This window comes from Rhizobium sp. PP-F2F-G48, from assembly GCF_004342335.1.
Taxonomy (GTDB): Bacteria; Pseudomonadota; Alphaproteobacteria; order Rhizobiales; family Rhizobiaceae; genus Ferranicluibacter.
On sequence record NZ_SLVH01000009.1, the window covers coordinates 117,841 to 135,475 of the forward strand.

Genomic DNA, 17,635 nt, shown 5'->3' on the forward strand with positions numbered 1-17,635 from the left:
CGAACCGGACGATCTGTTCTGCATCAGGGATGACAGACACAGACCCGGCTGACCATCTTCCAGTCGCCCTCGATGCGGCGCACCGGACCCGTGACCTCGATTTCGCCACGCAGATGAATGGCCGCGCTCGAGGAACCGACCATCAGTTCGAAAGTGCCCGGCTCGACGATGCGAACGCCCTCGGGCCCCGTGAAAGACAGCATATCCGTTGGCACGCGGAAGGTGACGCACGCGCTTTCGCCCGGTTCCAGATGCACGCGCCTGAACGCCTTCAACTCCTTGATCGGGCGGACGACGGAACTCTGGAGGTCCCGGACGTAAAGCTGCGGCACCTCGAACCCGGCTCTATCGCCCGTATTGCGCAGCGTGAAGGAGAGCCCGACGCTGCCGTTCTCGCTCTGGACGGTCGAGCGGTCCAGCGCCATGTCCTCGTAGGCGAAACTCGTGTAGGAGAGCCCGTGGCCGAAGGGGTAGCGGCTGCCGAAATGGCGCGCGACAGGCGTGCCTGCGCTCTTGAACTTGTGGTTATAGAAATAGGGTGCGGCGCCGCCGCTGCGCGGCACGGAAACGGTCAGGCGGCCGGACGGTTCGACGGCGCCGGTGAGCACGTCGCACAAAGCGGGACCGCCCTCCTGGCCACCGAAGAAGGCCATCACCTGAGCCGCCACGCGATCCTCGAGCCCACCGAGATTGTAGGGCCGGCCGGAGGTGATGACGACGACGACGGGTGTCCCCGTCTCCACCACAGCGTGCAGCAAGGCCTGCTGGACACCGGGCAGTGCCAGGGTGTCGGTGTCCGAGCCCTCGCCCACCGTGCCGGTCTGGAAGATGCCCGAGAGATCTCCGACGCAGACGATCGCCACATCGGCCTGTCGGGCAGCCGCGACGGCGGCAGGAATGAGAGCGAGGCTGGTCGAGATCGGAGAGGTCTGCGAAAGCGTCGTCATGTCGGGAACATCGCCCGGAAACACCGGCGCGCCGGATTGACGGGACTCCAGAATGTGGCAGCCCTTGGCGTAGCGAATGCTCTCCTTGCCGAACCGCGCCTCGAAGGCTGCGCGCGGCGTGACCACGGCCGAAGCGGAATCCGCGATATCGCTGACGATCAGGTGGACAGGGAAGGAATAATCTCCGAGCAGCGCCAGCGGATCGTCCGCCGTCGGGCCGATCAGGGCGATGGTTCGTCCTTCCGCCAGCGGAAGAACACCGTCGTTCGAGAGGATGGTGATCGACTGGTCGGCCACGCGGCGCGCGACGTCGATCGCCTCCGGGGTCTGCAATGCGATCCCGCCCTCGTCCGTGTAGGGGTTCTCAAAAAGGCCGAGGCGCATCTTTTCGGTGAGGATCCGTCGCACGATCGCGTCGATCGTGTCGATGCCGATCAGGCCCCGGTCCAGAGCCTGCTTCAGATGACGGGCGCAGTCGTCGCCCGGGAGCTCGACGTCGAGCCCCGCATTGAAGGCAAGGGCGGCCGCTTCCGCCGGATCGGCCGCGACGCCGTGATGCTTGTAGAGCAGGCTGATGCCGATGTAGTCCGCAACGACGAGACCGTCGAAACCCCAGTCCGACCGCAGGACCTTCGTCAGCAGATGATGGGAGGAATGGCACGGCTCGCCGTCGATATCGTGATACGCGGGCATGACCGATCCGGCATCCGCAAGCCGCACGGCCATTTCGAAGGGGAGCAGGAAGGTATCGTTCAGTTCCCGCCAGCCGAGATTGACCGGCGCATGGTTTCGCGCGCCCTCCGAAAGCGAGTGACCGGCATAATGCTTGAGCGTCGCCAGGAAGTCGCGGTCGCTGCCCTGCAGGCCGCGGACATAGCTGGTGGCCATCAGGCCGACGAGATAGGGATCCTCGCCGAACGTCTCTTCCGTGCGACCCCAGCGGGCGTCGCGTGCCACGTCGAGAACCGGGGCAAGCCCCTGGCGACAGCCGATCGAGCGTGCCTCCTGGCCGATGACCTTACCGACCTCCTCGATCAAGGCGGGATCGAAGGTTGCGCCGAAGGCAAGCGAGGAGGGGAACAGCGTACCGCCTTGCGCCATGATGCCGGACAGACATTCCTCGTGAGAGATCACGGGGATGCCAAGCCGCGTTTCCTCGACGAGGAATTTCTGGAGGCTGTTGAGAGCCCGGACGCCGGCAGCCGGCGCGACCGGACGGCTGCCGAGGGGCCGGGTGATCTGCCCGAGACCGAAAGAGAGCTTTTCCTTCAGTCGGTCCGCATCGGCAGCACCCGTAAATTCGTCCGCGCGCACCGCGTGCTTTCCATCTTCCGACAGAAGAAGCCAGAAGGCATGCATCTGTGCGATCTTTTCCTCGATGCTCATTCGGCCGAGAAGATCGACAACACGGTTTTCAATGGATTGGGCAGAACTCTTATACAATGCGGTCATCGTTACAGGTCCGAAGCTGGAAATGGCGGGAAGGCATTACGTGTACAAGCGTTAGCGAAAACACACGTTAAGGTCAAGCTACCATGGTAGTGTAGCACCACGGAAACAACGACTTGGCAGCCTTAGAGAGCGTGTACCGCAGCAAGCAATTAACCCTAGATTAAGGGAATTTTCCCGGCTCGCTGAGGCAGGCCGTTCCATAGCGAGCCAAAAAAACAGCTAAAACGACAACCATCGCAGCGTCAGCTTTACGAGCTTCGCATAATTCGTGTGGTTTCCTCCGCGAATTTTTTTTCAGAGACAGAGTCAACACGCCAATGTCTTTTCTGCAGTTGCCCTCACGAAGGCCGCCTTATGCAAGCCATGAACCGCCGAGCCGCCGGCTTCGCGGGTGCCCTTGTTAAATGATCATCGTCATATTAAAACTTCCTCACAGATGACGGGAGAGAGCGAAGCCGCGGTTCCGGTCACAGCGGTCGTGGCACCGATGTCGATGCGATGAGGACCCAATTCTCGAAAAGATGCCGTTTACCATCGTCCGCGCCCGCTTCGTAACCGCTCACCGTGATGCGCCTCGCACCTTAGAACCCTCTCGACAGACAGGAAAAAGCATGGACGTCCTCAGGAACAATCAGGCGGGCCTTTCGGGTCTCGCTCAGTTGCAGGCCTTGCTGGCAACGAATACGCCGCCGCCGATCAACGAGACGATGAAGTTCGTGCTGACCGAAATCGAGGAAGGTCGAGTCGTCTTCGAAGGAAGCCCGGATCGCAGCGTCTACAATCCGATCGGTTCGGTGCATGGCGGTTATGCCGCAACGCTGCTTGACAGCGCCTGCGGCTGCGCCGTCCATTCCAAGCTATCCGCCGACCAGGGCTACACGACGCTCGAACTCAAGATCGCCTATCACCGCCCGCTGACCGAAGCGAGCGGCCCGGTTCGTGCCGAAGGTCGCATTCTGTCGATCGGGCGGCGCGCGGCGTTTGCCGAGGCGACGCTGACCGATCGCGACGGGCGGCTCTGCGCCAGCGCGACATCGACCCTCCTCGTCTTTCCGCTCGAGCGTCCACCCTCGGCCGTCTGACGACGACGCGGCCCTCACCCCTTCAGCGCCGCTGCGGGCGACTGGCGATAAGCGAGCACGGCCGGGACGATGGCAAGCACCGCTGCGAACGCCGTGACCGAGGCCGCAAAGACGATATCCTGCCGGTCGAACGCCACGGGCATGGTGAAGCCGTTGTGGCGCGAGACGATGCCGCCGATGATTTCGGAAACGAGGTAGCCGAGGCCGAAGCCGAGAAGAATGCCGGCCAGGCTGATTGCGAAAAGCTGCAGCCAGACGATTCGAAACACGACCGTGCGCGGCGCGCCGAAAGCGCGCAGAGCGCCGATCTGGCGCCGACGCTGCCCGACATGCATGATCGTGACCAGCAGGAGGGCTGCGGCGATCAGGATCTGCGTGCCCACCGCAACCGCCAGCAGCAGGACCTTGGCATCTCCGAGCGTCGCATAGAGCCGCGTCAGGACTTCGCCGGGGAAGACGGCAAGCGTCGTGTCGCGGCGATAATCCTGGCGAAGCTTGTAGGCGTCCGCAATCGTCTTCGGCTTGACCAGCACGGCCGGGAGGCCGGCGGCGTGTTCCGCCCAATCCTCATCGACCGCGGCCGTCGCGTCCGCGCCGTGCTCCCGACCGCCCTCGGCGTGAGCAGGCTCCGAATGATCCGTCTCCGTATGGCCCATCCCATGCAGCTCCCACACGGCCTGGATGGGCACGAGGATCGCCCGGTCCCACGGCGTGCCGGTCGGCTTCATCCGGCCGACGACGGCATAGGCAAGGCCGGTATGGGTATGGCCACCCTCTTCCGCCGTGCCATGCATCGGCTTGATCACGGCACCCAGGGTGAGATCGACCGCCGAGCCGATGACGGCGTCACCCTCCTGCCGGAAGCTTGCGCCCTCCTGCAACTGCGGTGAAAGATGCGCCACGAGCGCCGTCGAGGTGCCGACCAGTGGGTAGCCCGAAAAGCTGTCTCCAAAGCCGATCGGCACTGCAAACGCCACGCGCGGATCGGCTGCGAGCCGCTGCAGCACGGCGCCGTCCATCAGCGGCAGCGGCGCTGCCTGAAGGAACACCGAAGAGAGAACCAGCTGCGTCTCGCTCCCCGCGGCGCCGATCACCAGGTCGAACGCGTTTGCCGCCCGTGCGCTGCCGAGCCGCAGCGCCCGCTCCTGCAGCGTCACCGAGACGGCGAGCGCCACCGCAAAGGCGACCAGCAGCAGAATGGCGACGGTTCCAGCCTTGTGCCGGCGGATGTCCGCAAGGATGAAGCCGATCATGGCGTTACCGCCCGGCTGTCCTGCGCGATCTGCCCGCTTTCGAGGGTGATCCGGCGCGGCAGGCGCGCGATCAGGCCGGGATCGTGCGAGACCACGATCAACGTCGCCCCGGCTGCACCGGCCAGGCCGATCAGAAGGTCGGCGATGACCTGTCCGCTCTCTCGATCAAGGCTTGCCGTGGGCTCGTCGGCAATGACCACGCCCGGCCCGCGAACCAGCGCGCGCGCAATGGCGACGCGCTGCATTTCGCCGCGCGACATCGTCTCCACCACCTGCCCGGGCCGATCGAGGCCCATTTCGGCGAGGAGATCGCGTGCCCTCCGCTTCACCGCGGCGGACGCCTGCGCGGCAAGGCGCGCCGGCAACAGCACGTTATCGAGTGCCGACAGGCCGGGGAAGAGATGGAAATCCTGCATGACGAGACCGACATGCTCCCCGCGCCAACGATCACGCCGATGCTCAGCAAGCCGCACGAGGTCGGTCCCGCTCCACTCCACCTGTCCCGTGCGGACAGGCTCCAGACCCGAGATGAGATTGACGAAGGTGCTCTTGCCGGAGCCCGAGGCGCCCGTCACCGCGATACTCTCCCCCGCATCGACCTGCAGACGCGGGACGGAGAGGACCGGTGCGGCAAGCCCGGAGTAGGATACGGTAATGTCCTTGAGCGTCAGAGACAGCATCGTTCACACCGACCAGTAGTGGGCGTCGCGCAGGCGCAGGCGACTGACGAAGCCGGTCTCGGGATCCGTCCACGTGCCGACGTCCAGCGTGCCGGAAACCGAGATCCGCGTGCCCGGCTGAACGAAGGTCTGTGCCGCGTCGAGATAGACGACGACGATATTGTCCGGCCAGTCGGAGTCCGACGAGCAGAAGGGGCAGATCGACATGGGGATTTCGGTGAGGACGAAGAAGGCCGCTTCGGCCTTGAGCGGCGGCGCCATGAAGCCGCTCATCGTCACGCCCTTGCCGTTCAACGCCTTCACCGTGTCGGAAAAGGTCAGGCCGAGAACGCCGACGCTGCCATAGAGATCGTCAAAGCCGATCTCGGTATCCGCAGCAGTGGCCGGCGACAGCGCAGCCATGGCCGGCAGAGATGCGAGCAAGCCGAGGAATGTGCGGCGTCGCAGAGCGTCAATGTTTGTCATAGCGTATCCTCGATCGGACGCCGTGGACTGTGCCATCCCCATTCGAAGCGACATTGCTTCAATGCGGGATGCTGCGGCACAAGCCATGAATCGCAGCACTTCCGGCGTGCCATGCGCGCCGGAAGTGCCTTATCGTGCGAGATCGATGCTTACTTCGCGCCGATCTTCTCCGGCGAGCCGAGAGCGAGGCTGTCGGCCAGCACGCGGTAGATGTCGCTTTCTTCCATGTAGCCCTTGAACGCTTCCGAACCGGGACCGGTTGCCTGCAGCACGACGTCATCGACCGCGTGGACCGCGCTGTCGGACGTCTTCGGCAGGTTGCCTTCGCGCAGCACGGCGCCGGGAACGTCCTTATAGGCCGGGTTGGCGACGTATTCCTTCTTCTCGTTCTGGATGGCCGGCTCGAAGGGGCCGTCGAGCTTCGGGCGGAACGTCTCGTAGTAGTCCGGGAAGTTGCTGGAGAAGACGGCCAGGCGGCGCGTCGGATCGACCTTGTCGGGATAGCCGTCGCCGTCCTTGTCCTCATAGTTCGGGAAGCCGGCATCGGCGTAGACGCCGACCTTCTGGCGCATCTCGGTGCCCGGCTTCTCGTCGTCGATGGTGCCGATGACCGAAACGCCGTGCGTGTGGTCGCCGGTGACGACGATCAGCGTATCCGGGTTCTTGGCAGCAAACTCCCGCGCGACGCCGACGGCCTTGTCGAACTCGATCGTTTCATACAGCGCCCGGTCCCAGTCCATCGGATGGGACATCTTGTCGATCGAGGCGCCCTCGACCATCAGGAAGAAGCCGTCCTGGTTCTTGGACAGCTGCGTCAGCGCGGCGTTGGTCATGTCGACCAGGCCGGGCTGGTTCGGGAACTTGGAAACCGTCCCCTTCTTCAGAATGTTGCGATCGAGGACCGTGTCCATATTGCCGGTGTTGAACAGGCCGAGCAGCTTGGCGGCGTTGGTGCCGGACGAGGCTTCGAGCTCGGTCTTGTCGGTTGCCAGCGCATAGCCGGCATCCTTGAACAGCTGGATATAGTCCTTGTCGTCCTTGCGCTTGGAGCCCGGCGTCGCCTGCGGCAGGAAATAGGCGGAGCCGCCGCCGAGGATGACGTCCGGCTGCACGGTGTAGAACATGCCGACGATATCGGCCTTGTCGGCGCGCTTGCGGGTGTGAGAAACGACGGCGGCGGGCGTCGCGTCCTCGATCTCGGCGGTGGAGACGACGCCGATCGCCTTCTTCGTGGTGCGGCGCAGAGCTTCGGCGATGGTTTCGACCTTGGGGTCGTCGAGGCTCGCCGGCGTACGGTCGGCATAGACGCCCAGCGCGTTGACGGCCGTCTTGTGGCCGGTCATGTAGGCCGACATCGTGTTGGCGCTGTCGGTCGCGATTGCGTCGGTTGCCGATGTGCCGACGAAGGCCATGTGATCGAGATCGTCCATGGCGAGACGGCCATTGGCCTTTCCTTCGGTCATGCCCTTGGACATGATGCGGGCGCCGGTGCGGTGCGCGACGGACAGGCCGTCGCCGAGCAGGAAGATCACATTCTTCGCCTTCGGCTGCGCGGTGGTCTCGTAGACCTCCCAGGTCACCGATTTCGTCTCGCCACCGGCGGTCACGTCGACCTTGTAGCTGCCGGCCTTGAGGATCCGCGCGCCGCGCAGGATCAGGGCGGACCCGAGAACCTTGTCGTCCTTGCCCTTTTCCTCGGCGACGAATTCCGCGGCCGAGCCGAGCGTTGCGGTGTAATCCTCACCGTTGACGGTGACCTTCACATCCTCCGCCTTCACCACGGCGGGCAGCTCGATCTTGAAGTCGAACGGCGATCCGGCGAGAATCGTCGCACGGGACAGCGGGTAGACGGTCGTGGCCTGGGCCGTGCCGGCAAGGATGGTGGTCGCGACAAGCGCTGCAAGAAGGGTCCGCATGAAAACCTCGTTCGGGTGGAGAGGAGACTGAATGCGGCAGCCATAACCGCCCTGTGTGACGGTTGGATGATGGTCGTCACGCCGGTTGCAGAAAGAGGACGGTTCGTTGCTCGGTTCGGGGTGCCGCAGACGGGCTCGCCGCTACGCTTCGTCCTCGTCCTCGTCGATCACGCCGGTTAGCCGCATGCCCTCGATCCAGGTTGCGCCGTCCTTGCGGATGACGCGCTTCGGGCGGCTTCCGCAGCGCTGCGAAACGGCGGCGGCCAGTGCTTCGGAGTGCGTAACGATCCAGATCTGGCTGGCCGCCGCAGCCCTCGCGATCATGTCGGCGAGCGGCGGCAGCATATCCGGATGCAGGCTCGCCTCCGGCTCGTTCAGCGCGATCAGCGGCGGCTGCCGGTAGGACATGAGCGCCGCGGCCAGAGCGAGAAAGCGGACCTGCCCGTCGGAGAGTTCGCGCGGCTGGAAGACGCGTTGGGGAAAATCAGGAAAGATCAGGCCGAACGCCGCGAATTCCCCGGGCTCCGGCACGTGCAGCCTCGCGCCGCCAAGGGCTGCGGCAATCGCCCGGTCGAGTTCGACCGTGTCGCCGCGGGTGTGGACGAGCGTCGCAAAGACCGCGGCCAGATTTCCGCCATCCTCATCGAGAAGTGGTGACGTGACGGCAAGACATGGTCGGCGCAGTGGCGCATCCCGGTCGGTGCGAAAGCCGTGGAAGAAGCGCCAGCCATCGACCAGCCGCCGGAACGCGCCGATCTCCGGATAATTTCCGGCATCGCCGAGCATGGCGATTGCGGTCTCCGAGGTCATCGCCGGCTGCGGATACTCCTCCATCCGCCCGCGTGCGCCGCGCACCATCACGCCCGGCCCGGTGCGCTTCATCATCGTGACCGGTCTTGCGCCGCCTTCGACCGACAGCACCTCTTCCTTGATCTGCGGCTCGAAAGCGAAGCCGGCGGCGGCCTTCGGCGGCCTCAAGCCCGCCTCGACGCCGTAGCGGAACGTCACCGCCCGCTCCTCGTCCAGCACCTCGACATCGAGCTTGATGCGGAAGTTCTTCTCGATTCGTCTTGGGCCCGACCAGAGCGCGGAGGCCATCCCGCCTTCCGCCGCGATCTCGTAGGCGAGCGAGCCCGTCACGGCGGCCTGCACGAGTTGTAAAGCGCGATAGAGGTTGGACTTGCCGACGCCGTTTTCGCCGATGAACATGTTGACGCTTCCCAAATCCATGCGGATCGAGCGAAGCGAACGGTAGTTCCGGGCGGACATCGAGCGGAGCATCATGATCGTTGTCTACACCGGGTCCGATGCTTGATGAAAGCGCGTGGCGTGACCAAATCCCCAGGTTGCCGTCGCCGTTGCGAGGCTCGATCAGGCCCCTTCCCGCGCCGTCCCGGCAGCGTGCGGATCGCGGAGCAGCGCGATGACGGCGTCCTGCAACAGGACGCGATGGCGGCCGCGCATCGTGGCCTCGCCGAGATCGCGGCCGAAGATATGTCCGAAGGTATGGCGGTTGGAGATGCGGAAGAAGCAGAAGGACGAGATCAGCATATGCAGGTCGATGGGATCGACCTCGCGGCGGAACACGCCGGTTTCCTGTCCCCGCCGAAGGATCGCGGCGATGGTGTCGATGATCGACGTGTTGAGCCGGCCGAGGCTCGAGGACTGGCGCATGTGGCTGGCGCGATGGATGTTCTCGATCGTGACCAGACGGATGAAATCGGGATTGGCCTCGTCATAGTCGAAGGTAAAGCCGATCAGACGGCGCATGGCATCGACAGGGTCTCCATCCGCCAGACGCAGCTCCGCCTCCACCTTGCGGATGTCGGCATAGGCATGTTCGAGCACGGCGAGGTACAGGCCCTCTTTCGAGCTGAAGTGATAGTAGATCATCCGCTTGGAGGTGCGCGTGCGCTCCGCAATGGCATCGACGCGGGCCCCCGAAAGACCGTTGGCCGCAAACTCCTCGCGCGCGACAAGCAGAATGTCGTCACGGGTTTTCGTCGTGCGATCCCTCTGCTTCACTCGCCGTTGACCGGCGCGCAGACCACTTTCCGCATCCCCGGTCTCGTCAACACGGTCCGTGTCGGCAATATCCGTCGTCATTCTCCCCGATCCCCTCCCCTGGGCGTGGCCAACCGAACGCCTCGGCAGACCTATCCTGCACGTTATCCCCTGCCGCGTCATTCATCGAGTTGAAAGCCGGAAACTTTCGCATTGACTTAACGAACCAGTTCGTACACTTTTACATCATGAGACGCTGGCCGGGAAGTGGCCTGTGCGGTCTCGTCATCAGACGTCATGTTTGCCGGACGATCGAACGTCTTCCGGCCCAACAGAGCGACGGCTGGACATGACGACGGTGACAGAGGGTCTGGAGGGATCCGCATCGGCGATCGGGAGCAGACGATCCGGCAGGGAGTGTCGGGTCGCATGGGAGGACTTTCATGAAACGGATCGTCGATCTGTATTTTGCGCTACTGCGCGTCTCCATTGCCCTGCTCCTGGCAGCGATGGTCATTCTCGTTTTCACCAATGTCGTCCTGCGCTATGCGCTGAACAGCGGCCTGACGATTTCGGAAGAAATGTCGCGGCTGGCCTTCGTCTGGCTGGTCTTCCTGGGCGCGGCCGTCGCGCTGCGCGAGCATGCCCATATCGGCATCGACACCATGATCCGCGCCCTGCCACCGAAACTGGCGAAAGCGGCGGTGCTTCTCGGTTATCTCCTGATGCTGCTCGCCTGCGTCCTTCTTCTCCAGGGCGCCTGGGCGCAGTCGGTTCTGACCTGGAGCGCGGTCACGCCCGCGGCGGGCATCTCCATGGCCTGGTTCATGATCCCCGCCGTCGTCTTTTCGGTGACGGCCCTGCTGCATCTCGGGGCCGAGATGCTCGCAATTCTCACCGGCCGCCTCGATGTCGCAAATATCGTTCTCGTGCAGGAATCCGAGGATCTGCCGCCACCGACCGCCACGCCCGCACCGCCGCTTCCAGCGGCATCCGGCTTCGGTCGCTGAGGGGGAGACGACGATGGTCATCGCGGTTTTTCTCGGCTCGCTTCTCGGCACCATGGCATTGGGCATGCCGATCGCCTTCGCACTGATCCTTTCGGGGATCGCGCTCATGGTCCACATGGATCTTTTCGACGGGCAGATCGTCGCCCAGACGATCCTGCAGGGCGCCGACAGCTTCACGCTCATTGCCGTGCCTTTCTTCATGCTGGCCGGCGAGGTCATGAACCAGGGCGGCCTTTCCAAGCGCATCGTCAATCTCGCGATTGCGCTGGTCGGGCATAAGCGCGGCGGTCTGGGCTTCGTCTGCATCCTTGCAGCCTGCGTTCTCTCCAGCCTGTCCGGCTCGGCCGTGGCGGATGCGGCGGCGCTCGCCGCGCTCCTGATGCCGATGATGATCAAGTCCGGTCACGATCCGGCCCGTTCGGGCGGCCTCATCGCCTCCTCGGCCATCATCGGCCCGATCATCCCGCCCTCCATCGGCTTCATTCTCTACGGCGTCGTCGGCGGCGTCTCCATCACCAAGCTTTTCCTCGCGGGCATCGCGCCCGGCCTGATGATCGGCGCGGCGCTGTGCATCGCCTGGCTGGTGGTGATCCGCAAGGAGACCTTCGCCATGCCCCCGAAAGCCTCGTGGGCGGAGCGTCGGCATGCGCTGGTGTCGAGCCTCTGGGCGCTGATGCTGCCGGTCATCATCATCTTCGGACTGAAACTCGGCGTGTTCACGCCGACCGAAGCGGGCGTCGTCGCTGCCGTCTATTCGCTGTTCGTCGCCATGGTCGTCTATCGCGAGCTGACGCCCGGCATGCTGCTCGACGTCTTCATCTCAGCCGCAAAGACCACCGCCATCGTCATGTTCCTGGTGGCCGCCGCCTCGGTTTCCGCCTGGCTGATCACGATTGCCGACCTGCCGGGCGCGATGGTGGCGCTGCTGGAACCGCTGATGGGCAACCAGACGCTGCTGCTGATCGCCATCATGGTGCTGATCGTCGCGGTCGGCACCGCCATGGACATGACGCCGACCATCCTCATCCTGACGCCGGTGCTTTTGCCGGTCGTCAAGCAGGCCGGCATCGATCCCGTCTATTTCGGCGTGCTGTTCATCATCAACAATTCCATCGGCCTCATCACGCCGCCGGTCGGCACGGTGCTCAACGTCGTCTGCGGCGTCGGCAAGATCTCGATGGAAAAACTCATCAAGGGCGTCTGGCCGTTCATGATCGCGCAGCTGATCGTGCTCATCCTGCTCGTCCTGTTCCCCGTCCTCGTCACCGGCCCGGCGGCTTTCTTCGCCGGCCGCTGACCCCACGACCTGCCGCGCCGGCGTCCAAGGGAGGGCCCGGCGGGGAAACCATAAGCAACCAAGGCGTCGGGAGGCGCCGATACCCGGAGGAAACCCCATGAGACTGACCCAAACGATCGCCGCCCTGCTGGCGGCCGCATCCATCTTCGGCGCCGCCGGCGCCCATGCCGAGATCAGCGAACGGACCATCAAGTTCGCCGCCCAGAACTCCAAGGGCCACCCCCAGGTCATGGGCATGGAGCGCTTCGCGGAAATCGTGAAGGAAAAGAGCGGCGGCAAGATCGAGGTCAAGCTGTTCCCCGGCGGCACGCTCGGTGGCGACGTCCAGACGCTCGCCTCCGTACAGGGCGGAATCGTCGAGATGAGCGTCATGAATGCCGGCATTCTCTCCGGCACCATCAAGGAATTCGGCGTGGTCGACCTGCCGTTCCTGTTCGGCACGCCCGAGGAAGCCGACGCCGTCATGGACGGGCCGATCGGCACGGATCTGGCGAACCGTCTGCCGGCCCAGCGCCTCGTTGGCCTCGGTTTCTGGGAACTCGGCTTCCGCCACCTCACCAACAATCGCCATGCCGTCAACACCGTCGAGGATGTGAAGGGCCTGAAGATCCGCACCGTCCAGTCCGCGGTGCCGCTCGCCACCTTCAACACGCTCGGCGCCAATGCCATTCCGCTCCCCTATCCCGAGCTCTACAGCGCATTGGAAACGGGCACCGTCGATGGCCAGGAAAATCCGCTTGCCAACATCGTCAACGCCAAGTTCACCGAGGTTCAGAAGTATCTGACGCTGACGGGCCACCAGTACAATCCGCAGATCGTCATTATCTCCAAGGTGTTCTGGGACAAGCTCGATCCCGAGGAACAGGCGCTGCTGCAGGATGCCGCCACCCAGGCCCGCGACTATCAGCGCAAGGCCTCGCGCGATGCCAATGCCGGCTTCCTCGCAGAGATCAAGAAGAGCGGCATGGAGGTCGTCGAACCCAATGCCGAACAACTCGCCGGCTTTCGCAAGGCCGTCGAACCGGTGGTCGCCCAGTTCCGCGACACGATCGGTGCGGAAACCGTCGATGCCGTCTTCGCGCAGCTGAAGACCATTCGCGGCCAGTAACGCGATCAGCGGCAGGACGGGTCGATCCGTCCTGCCGCCCCATCCGCCCGATGAAGGACGTCAACATGCTCGAACGATCCACCCGCACGATCCAGGTCGGCCTCATCGGCAGCGGCATCCAGCTCTCACGCTCGCCCGCCCTTCACGAGGCGGAAGGCAGGGCAAACGGGCTGGCGCTTTCCTATGAGCTGATCGATCTCGACCTGCTCAGCGAAAAGGCGGGACACACGGTCGGCATCGAGGCGCTCGGCGACATCCTGCGTGACGCGGAGCGTCGCGGCTTTGCCGGCGTCAACGTCACGCATCCGGCAAAACAGGCCGTGATTCCGCATCTCGACAGCCTCTCTCCGGAGGCCGAGGCGCTCGGCGCCGTCAACACGGTCGTGCTTCGGGATGGCCGGCGGATCGGTCATAACACGGATTGTTCGGGATTTGCCGAGGGCTTTCGGCTCGCGCTGCCCCGGACCGACATTTCCGCCACGGTCCAGCTCGGCGCCGGCGGTGCCGGTGCGGCCGTTGCCCATGCCATGCTCCAGCTCGGCACGAAACACCTGACGATCTTCGACAACGATGCCGCCCGCGCCGAGGCGTTGACGCAAAGGCTCGCTCCCCTTTTCCCCCAGGCGCGCATCGCGCCCGGCGACGACCTTGAAGCCGCTATGTCCGGCGCGAACGGTCTCGTCCACGCGACGCCGACCGGCATGGCCGCGCATCCCGGCCTGCCATTGCCGGCCGACCTGCTGCGCCCTGAGCATTTCGTCGCAGAAATCGTCTACTTCCCGCTCGAAACCGCGCTTCTGCGGGTCGCGCGCGCCAAAGGCTGCGCCACGGTCGACGGCGGTGGCATGGCAGTGTTTCAGGCGGTCGGCGCCTTCCGCCTCTTTACGGGGATCGAGCCCGATGCACCGCGAATGCTCGCCCATTTCGCCGCGATGGGCACCAGCGGCACCTGAGGAGATCAAGACCATGACGCCGATCGCTGAACAGGGAACACGCCGATGAAAACCTCCATTGCCACCGTGTCCATCTCCGGCGATCTTTCGGAGAAACTCGCAGCCATCGCCGCTGCCGGCTTCGGCGCCGTCGAGATTTTTGAGAACGACTTCCTCGCCTTCAACCATGGTCCGCGCGATGTCGGCCGGATGGTTCGCGATGCCGGCCTGGAAATCTGCCTGTTCCAGCCGTTTCGCGATTTCGAGGGCCTGCCGGAGCCGCAGCGCAGCCGCGCTTTCGAGCGTGCGAAGCGCAAGTTCGAGACGATGAACGATCTCGGCACCGACCTTGTCCTGATCTGCTCCAACGTCTCGCCGCTCGCGCTCGGCGGCATCGATCGTGCGGCGGACGATCTGCGCGCGCTCGGCGACATCGCCCGCGAGCATGGCGTCCGCATCGGCTACGAGGCGCTGGCCTGGGGACGCTACATCAACGATCACCGCGATGCCTGGGAGATCGTGCGGCGCGCCGACCATGAACAGGTGGGGCTGATCCTCGACAGCTTCCACTCGCTCGCCCGCAGCATCGACAGCGCCTCGATCCGCTCCATCCCCAAGGACAAGATCTTCATCGTCCAGATGGCCGACGCGCCGAAGCTCGATCTCGATCTCCTGTCCTGGAGCCGGCATTACCGCAACATGCCCGGTCAGGGAGATCTTCCCGTCGCCGACTTCATGGCCGCGATCGAGGCGACGGGCTATGACGGCTACTACTCGCTCGAAATCTTCAACGACCAGTTCCGCGCCGGTTCGGCCCAGCAGACGGCGATCGATGGCCGACGCTCGCTGATCTACATGATGGACCGGTTGAAGGCCGAGGGCCGCGCGGTCAAGGGCCCGTCCGAACCGAGCCCCCTGCCGCCGCCGGCGCGCACCGCGGGCATCTCCTTCGTCGAGTTCGCCACCGACATGCAGTCCGCCGTGCCGCTGTCCACGTTGCTCGTCTCTCTCGGCTTCCGCCATGCCGGCCGTCATCGCTCGAAGGATGTCGATCTCTATACGCAGAACGATCTCCGGGTCGTGATCAACACGGAAACGGAAGGCATGGCGCATTCGGCCTATGTCGTCCACGGCACCAACGTTTCGGCGCTCGGCCTGCGCATGGCCGATGTGGAGCAGGGGATGGCGCGTGCCGCCGGTCTGCTGGCGACGGTCTACACGCCGCCTGCCGGGCCCGGCGAACTGGAACTGCCCGCCTTGTTTGGAATGGGCGGCAGCCTGCTCCATCTCGTTCCCGAGGACGCAGCGCTCGATCGGCAGTGGGAAACGGACTTCGCGCTCGAACCGGGCTGGAACCGGCATTCCGGCGCAGGGCTGGCCTCGGTCGATCACATCGCCCAGACGGTGCGTTACGAGGACATTCTCTCCTGGACCCTGTTCTACCGGTCCATCTTCGACCTCAAACCGCTTCCGCCCGTCGAAGTGCCCGATCCCGGCGGTCTCGTGCTGAGCCAGGTCCTCCAGAACGACGACGCCAGCCTGCGGATCGTCCTCAACGGCTCGCAGTCCATGCGCACGCTCTCGTCGCGCTTCGTGTCGCAATTCGTCGGCCCGGGCGTGCAGCATGTGGCCTTTGCGACGGCCGACATCTTCGCGACGGTCGAGGCCCTGCGCGCCAGCGGCGTCTCGCTGCTGCCGATTTCGGGCAATTATTATGACGATCTCGACGCCAAGTTCGACATCGCCCCGGAGACGCTCGCCGCGATGCGGGCGGGCGACATTCTCTACGACCGGGACGAGGACGGCGAGTATTTCCAGATCTATCTGGGAACACTCGAAGGCGGTTTCTTTTTCGAGATCGTCGAACGGCGCGGCTATCGCGGGCTCGGCGCTGCGAACGCCGCGATCCGGCTGACGACGCAGGCGCGCCAATCCCCTTTGCCCACCTCGGCCTTATAAGTGCCGCGAGCAGGCGCCTCGCCTCAGGCAAATGTCCGTTTCAGCACCGGCACCCGTCGAATGACGAGGACGTCGAGGGCGATCATCGCGACGATCAGCAGGCCCGAAAGCGGAAACAGCACGCCGAACACCAAGGCCATGCCCCACAACGCGCCGTAGACCCTGCGGCTCGTGGGATAGGGAGGCACGCCGAGGCGACCGGCCGGCCGCCGCTTGAGCCACATGACGACGGCGGCGACTGAGGAGAGGATGATCGCCAGACACGTCGCCAGCATCAGCAGCTGGTTCGGGAGCCCGAATTCCTGCCCCATATGGACGTTGATCCCGAATTCCGTGACCTTGGCGACAGGGCCGTAATCGGCATAGCCGATATCGACCAGCGGCTTGCCGCTATATTGATCGATATGGATCGTGCGCACCTGGGAGAGATCGTCGGGGTAAACCGCCGTCGTGAAAACCCCGGTCGCATCGCTCGGAAGCGTGACCTCGAAGCCCGGCGCCATCCCGCGCTCGCGGGCGATCTCGACGATCCTGTCGATGCCGAGAGGCGCGGCTTTCGCGGCGTCGCCCATCATTCCATCGCCCATCGCACTATCGCCCATCGTACCATCGCCCATGGAATGCTGCGACATCGGCATCGGCGAGGCCTCCATGGTCCATCCCACCGTCTGCATGGCATGCTGAGCATGCTCGCCCGATGTCGGCACGTTGTCCCAGAGCGCGGCGGGATAGCCGGTGCCGGTCGCCACCGTCAGTTCCGTCAGCTTGCCGCCCCAGAAAGACGACCAGGGCAGGCCAGAGAGCGCAAGAAAGGCAATGAAGCCGCCCGCGATCGCCCCGGTCACGGCATGCGTGTCACGCCAGAACACGCGACGCGACGGCGTGCCGCGCACGCTGAGGACGCCCCCCGTCTGCCGTCGCGGCCACCAGAGATAAAGGCCGGAGACCACGAGGATGATCGCAAATCCCGCCATCGCCTCGATCACCCGGTTGGCGTACGTGCCGAAATATTCAAGGCTGTGCAGCTTGCGCACCACCTCGTTGAACTCTTGCGTTTTCAGCATGGTCGCGAGAATGGCGCCGGAATAGGGATTGAGAAACACGTAGGCCGTACCCGCATCGGTGTCGAGCGTCACGCGCGCCGATGCCGTCGGGCCGACGGGCGGTCGATAGGCTTCGACACGCGCGGCCGGGAAGGCCGTTTGTGCGGTGGCGATGAGGGCACTCGGCACCTGCTGCGGCGTCGTCGCCTCGGCGACGATCGTGCGGGAGGCAAAGGCCGTGCGGTCAATCTCGTCTCGGAAAAGATAGAGCGAACCGGTGACGGCCAGCAGGATCATGAAGGGCACGGCGATCAGGCCGGCATAGAAATGCCAGCGCCAGATGGCGCGGTAGGTATCGACGGACAGCGTCGAAACGCCTGCCTGCCGGGTTGCGGTGAGATCTGTCATGGTCAATCCTGGATCGAGGGCGCAGACCGGCGCGGAAAGACGCGCGGGGCCGGCCGAAAAGGCGTCGGAGCGCAGGACA

14 protein-coding genes are annotated in these 17,635 nt (G+C 64.7%); 6 read left to right on the forward strand and 8 right to left on the reverse strand.

What is annotated here, in order from left to right:
- Nucleotides 1–23: 23 nt before the first annotated feature.
- Entirely contained in the window at nucleotides 24–2,399 is a 2,376-nt protein-coding gene (locus tag C8J36_RS19210; protein WP_132536978.1) for a glycoside hydrolase family 3 N-terminal domain-containing protein, read from the reverse strand.
- A gap of 611 nt (nucleotides 2,400–3,010) precedes the next feature.
- Between C8J36_RS19210 and C8J36_RS19215 the strand changes: the two genes are divergently transcribed.
- Nucleotides 3,011–3,481 (forward strand): PaaI family thioesterase, encoded by a 471-nt coding sequence (locus C8J36_RS19215; RefSeq protein ID WP_062596929.1) that lies wholly within the window; start codon nucleotides 3,011–3,013, stop codon nucleotides 3,479–3,481.
- A 14-nt stretch (nucleotides 3,482–3,495) separates the two neighbouring features.
- On the opposite strand, the gene C8J36_RS19220 is transcribed toward C8J36_RS19215, so the two are convergent.
- The 6 genes from C8J36_RS19220 to C8J36_RS19245 form a co-directional block, all read right to left on the reverse strand.
- Entirely contained in the window at nucleotides 3,496–4,734 is a 1,239-nt protein-coding gene (locus C8J36_RS19220; RefSeq protein ID WP_132536979.1) for an ABC transporter permease, read from the reverse strand.
- Nucleotides 4,731–5,414, reverse strand: a complete 684-nt coding sequence (locus tag C8J36_RS19225) for an ATP-binding cassette domain-containing protein (protein ID WP_132536980.1) — start codon at nucleotides 5,412–5,414, stop codon at nucleotides 4,731–4,733. Before C8J36_RS19225 ends, C8J36_RS19220 begins: the two co-directional genes overlap by 4 nt.
- Nucleotides 5,415–5,417: 3 nt before the next feature.
- Entirely contained in the window at nucleotides 5,418–5,816 is a 399-nt protein-coding gene (locus C8J36_RS19230; protein ID WP_244481299.1) for a hypothetical protein, read from the reverse strand.
- A gap of 212 nt (nucleotides 5,817–6,028) precedes the next feature.
- Nucleotides 6,029–7,795, reverse strand: a complete 1,767-nt coding sequence (locus tag C8J36_RS19235; protein WP_132536981.1) for an alkaline phosphatase — start codon at nucleotides 7,793–7,795, stop codon at nucleotides 6,029–6,031.
- Nucleotides 7,796–7,936: 141 nt separating this feature from the next.
- The gene (locus tag C8J36_RS19240) at nucleotides 7,937–9,079 is read right to left on the reverse strand and encodes an AAA family ATPase (protein WP_132536982.1); all 1,143 of its coding nucleotides are present in this window, start codon (nucleotides 9,077–9,079) and stop codon (nucleotides 7,937–7,939) included.
- An 87-nt stretch (nucleotides 9,080–9,166) separates the two neighbouring features.
- Nucleotides 9,167–9,901 (reverse strand): TetR family transcriptional regulator, encoded by a 735-nt coding sequence (locus C8J36_RS19245; RefSeq protein ID WP_132536983.1) that lies wholly within the window; start codon nucleotides 9,899–9,901, stop codon nucleotides 9,167–9,169.
- Between the two features lie 341 nt (nucleotides 9,902–10,242).
- Between C8J36_RS19245 and C8J36_RS19250 the strand changes: the two genes are divergently transcribed.
- From C8J36_RS19250 to C8J36_RS19270, 5 genes are all read left to right on the forward strand, one after another.
- Nucleotides 10,243–10,809, forward strand: a complete 567-nt coding sequence (locus C8J36_RS19250; RefSeq protein WP_082477408.1) for a TRAP transporter small permease — start codon at nucleotides 10,243–10,245, stop codon at nucleotides 10,807–10,809.
- Nucleotides 10,810–10,822: 13 nt separating this feature from the next.
- The gene (locus tag C8J36_RS19255; protein ID WP_062596923.1) at nucleotides 10,823–12,106 is read left to right on the forward strand and encodes a TRAP transporter large permease subunit; all 1,284 of its coding nucleotides are present in this window, start codon (nucleotides 10,823–10,825) and stop codon (nucleotides 12,104–12,106) included.
- Between the two features lie 97 nt (nucleotides 12,107–12,203).
- A complete protein-coding gene (locus tag C8J36_RS19260; protein WP_062596922.1) occupies nucleotides 12,204–13,214 on the forward strand; it encodes a TRAP transporter substrate-binding protein in 1,011 nt (336 codons plus the stop codon).
- Between the two features lie 65 nt (nucleotides 13,215–13,279).
- Nucleotides 13,280–14,167, forward strand: a complete 888-nt coding sequence (locus C8J36_RS19265) for a shikimate dehydrogenase (RefSeq protein ID WP_132536984.1) — start codon at nucleotides 13,280–13,282, stop codon at nucleotides 14,165–14,167.
- 45 nt (nucleotides 14,168–14,212) lie between these two features.
- Nucleotides 14,213–16,105, forward strand: a complete 1,893-nt coding sequence (locus C8J36_RS19270) for a sugar phosphate isomerase/epimerase and 4-hydroxyphenylpyruvate domain-containing protein (RefSeq protein ID WP_132536985.1) — start codon at nucleotides 14,213–14,215, stop codon at nucleotides 16,103–16,105.
- Between the two features lie 23 nt (nucleotides 16,106–16,128).
- Here the strand turns inward: C8J36_RS19270 and C8J36_RS19275 are convergent, their stop codons facing one another.
- Nucleotides 16,129–17,556 carry a PepSY domain-containing protein gene (locus C8J36_RS19275; protein WP_132536986.1) on the reverse strand — a complete coding sequence of 476 codons (1,428 nt, stop codon included), beginning with the start codon at nucleotides 17,554–17,556 and terminating at the stop codon, nucleotides 16,129–16,131.
- Nucleotides 17,557–17,635 lie beyond the last annotated feature (79 nt).

Bases quoted from the DNA above. Each gene is read 5' to 3' on its own strand.
- C8J36_RS19210 (WP_132536978.1), bottom strand. From the start codon at position 2,399: ATGACCGCATTGTATAAGAGTTCTGCCCAATCCATTGAAAACCGTGTT.
- C8J36_RS19215 (WP_062596929.1), top strand. From the start codon at position 3,011: ATGGACGTCCTCAGGAACAATCAGGCGGGCCTTTCGGGTCTCGCTCAG.
- C8J36_RS19220 (WP_132536979.1), bottom strand. From the start codon at position 4,734: ATGATCGGCTTCATCCTTGCGGACATCCGCCGGCACAAGGCTGGAACC.
- C8J36_RS19225 (WP_132536980.1), bottom strand. From the start codon at position 5,414: ATGCTGTCTCTGACGCTCAAGGACATTACCGTATCCTACTCCGGGCTT.
- C8J36_RS19230 (WP_244481299.1), bottom strand. From the start codon at position 5,816: ATGGCTGCGCTGTCGCCGGCCACTGCTGCGGATACCGAGATCGGCTTT.
- C8J36_RS19235 (WP_132536981.1), bottom strand. From the start codon at position 7,795: ATGCGGACCCTTCTTGCAGCGCTTGTCGCGACCACCATCCTTGCCGGC.
- C8J36_RS19240 (WP_132536982.1), bottom strand. From the start codon at position 9,079: ATGATGCTCCGCTCGATGTCCGCCCGGAACTACCGTTCGCTTCGCTCG.
- C8J36_RS19245 (WP_132536983.1), bottom strand. From the start codon at position 9,901: ATGACGACGGATATTGCCGACACGGACCGTGTTGACGAGACCGGGGAT.
- C8J36_RS19250 (WP_082477408.1), top strand. From the start codon at position 10,243: ATGAAACGGATCGTCGATCTGTATTTTGCGCTACTGCGCGTCTCCATT.
- C8J36_RS19255 (WP_062596923.1), top strand. From the start codon at position 10,823: ATGGTCATCGCGGTTTTTCTCGGCTCGCTTCTCGGCACCATGGCATTG.
- C8J36_RS19260 (WP_062596922.1), top strand. From the start codon at position 12,204: ATGAGACTGACCCAAACGATCGCCGCCCTGCTGGCGGCCGCATCCATC.
- C8J36_RS19265 (WP_132536984.1), top strand. From the start codon at position 13,280: ATGCTCGAACGATCCACCCGCACGATCCAGGTCGGCCTCATCGGCAGC.
- C8J36_RS19270 (WP_132536985.1), top strand. From the start codon at position 14,213: ATGAAAACCTCCATTGCCACCGTGTCCATCTCCGGCGATCTTTCGGAG.
- C8J36_RS19275 (WP_132536986.1), bottom strand. From the start codon at position 17,556: ATGACAGATCTCACCGCAACCCGGCAGGCAGGCGTTTCGACGCTGTCC.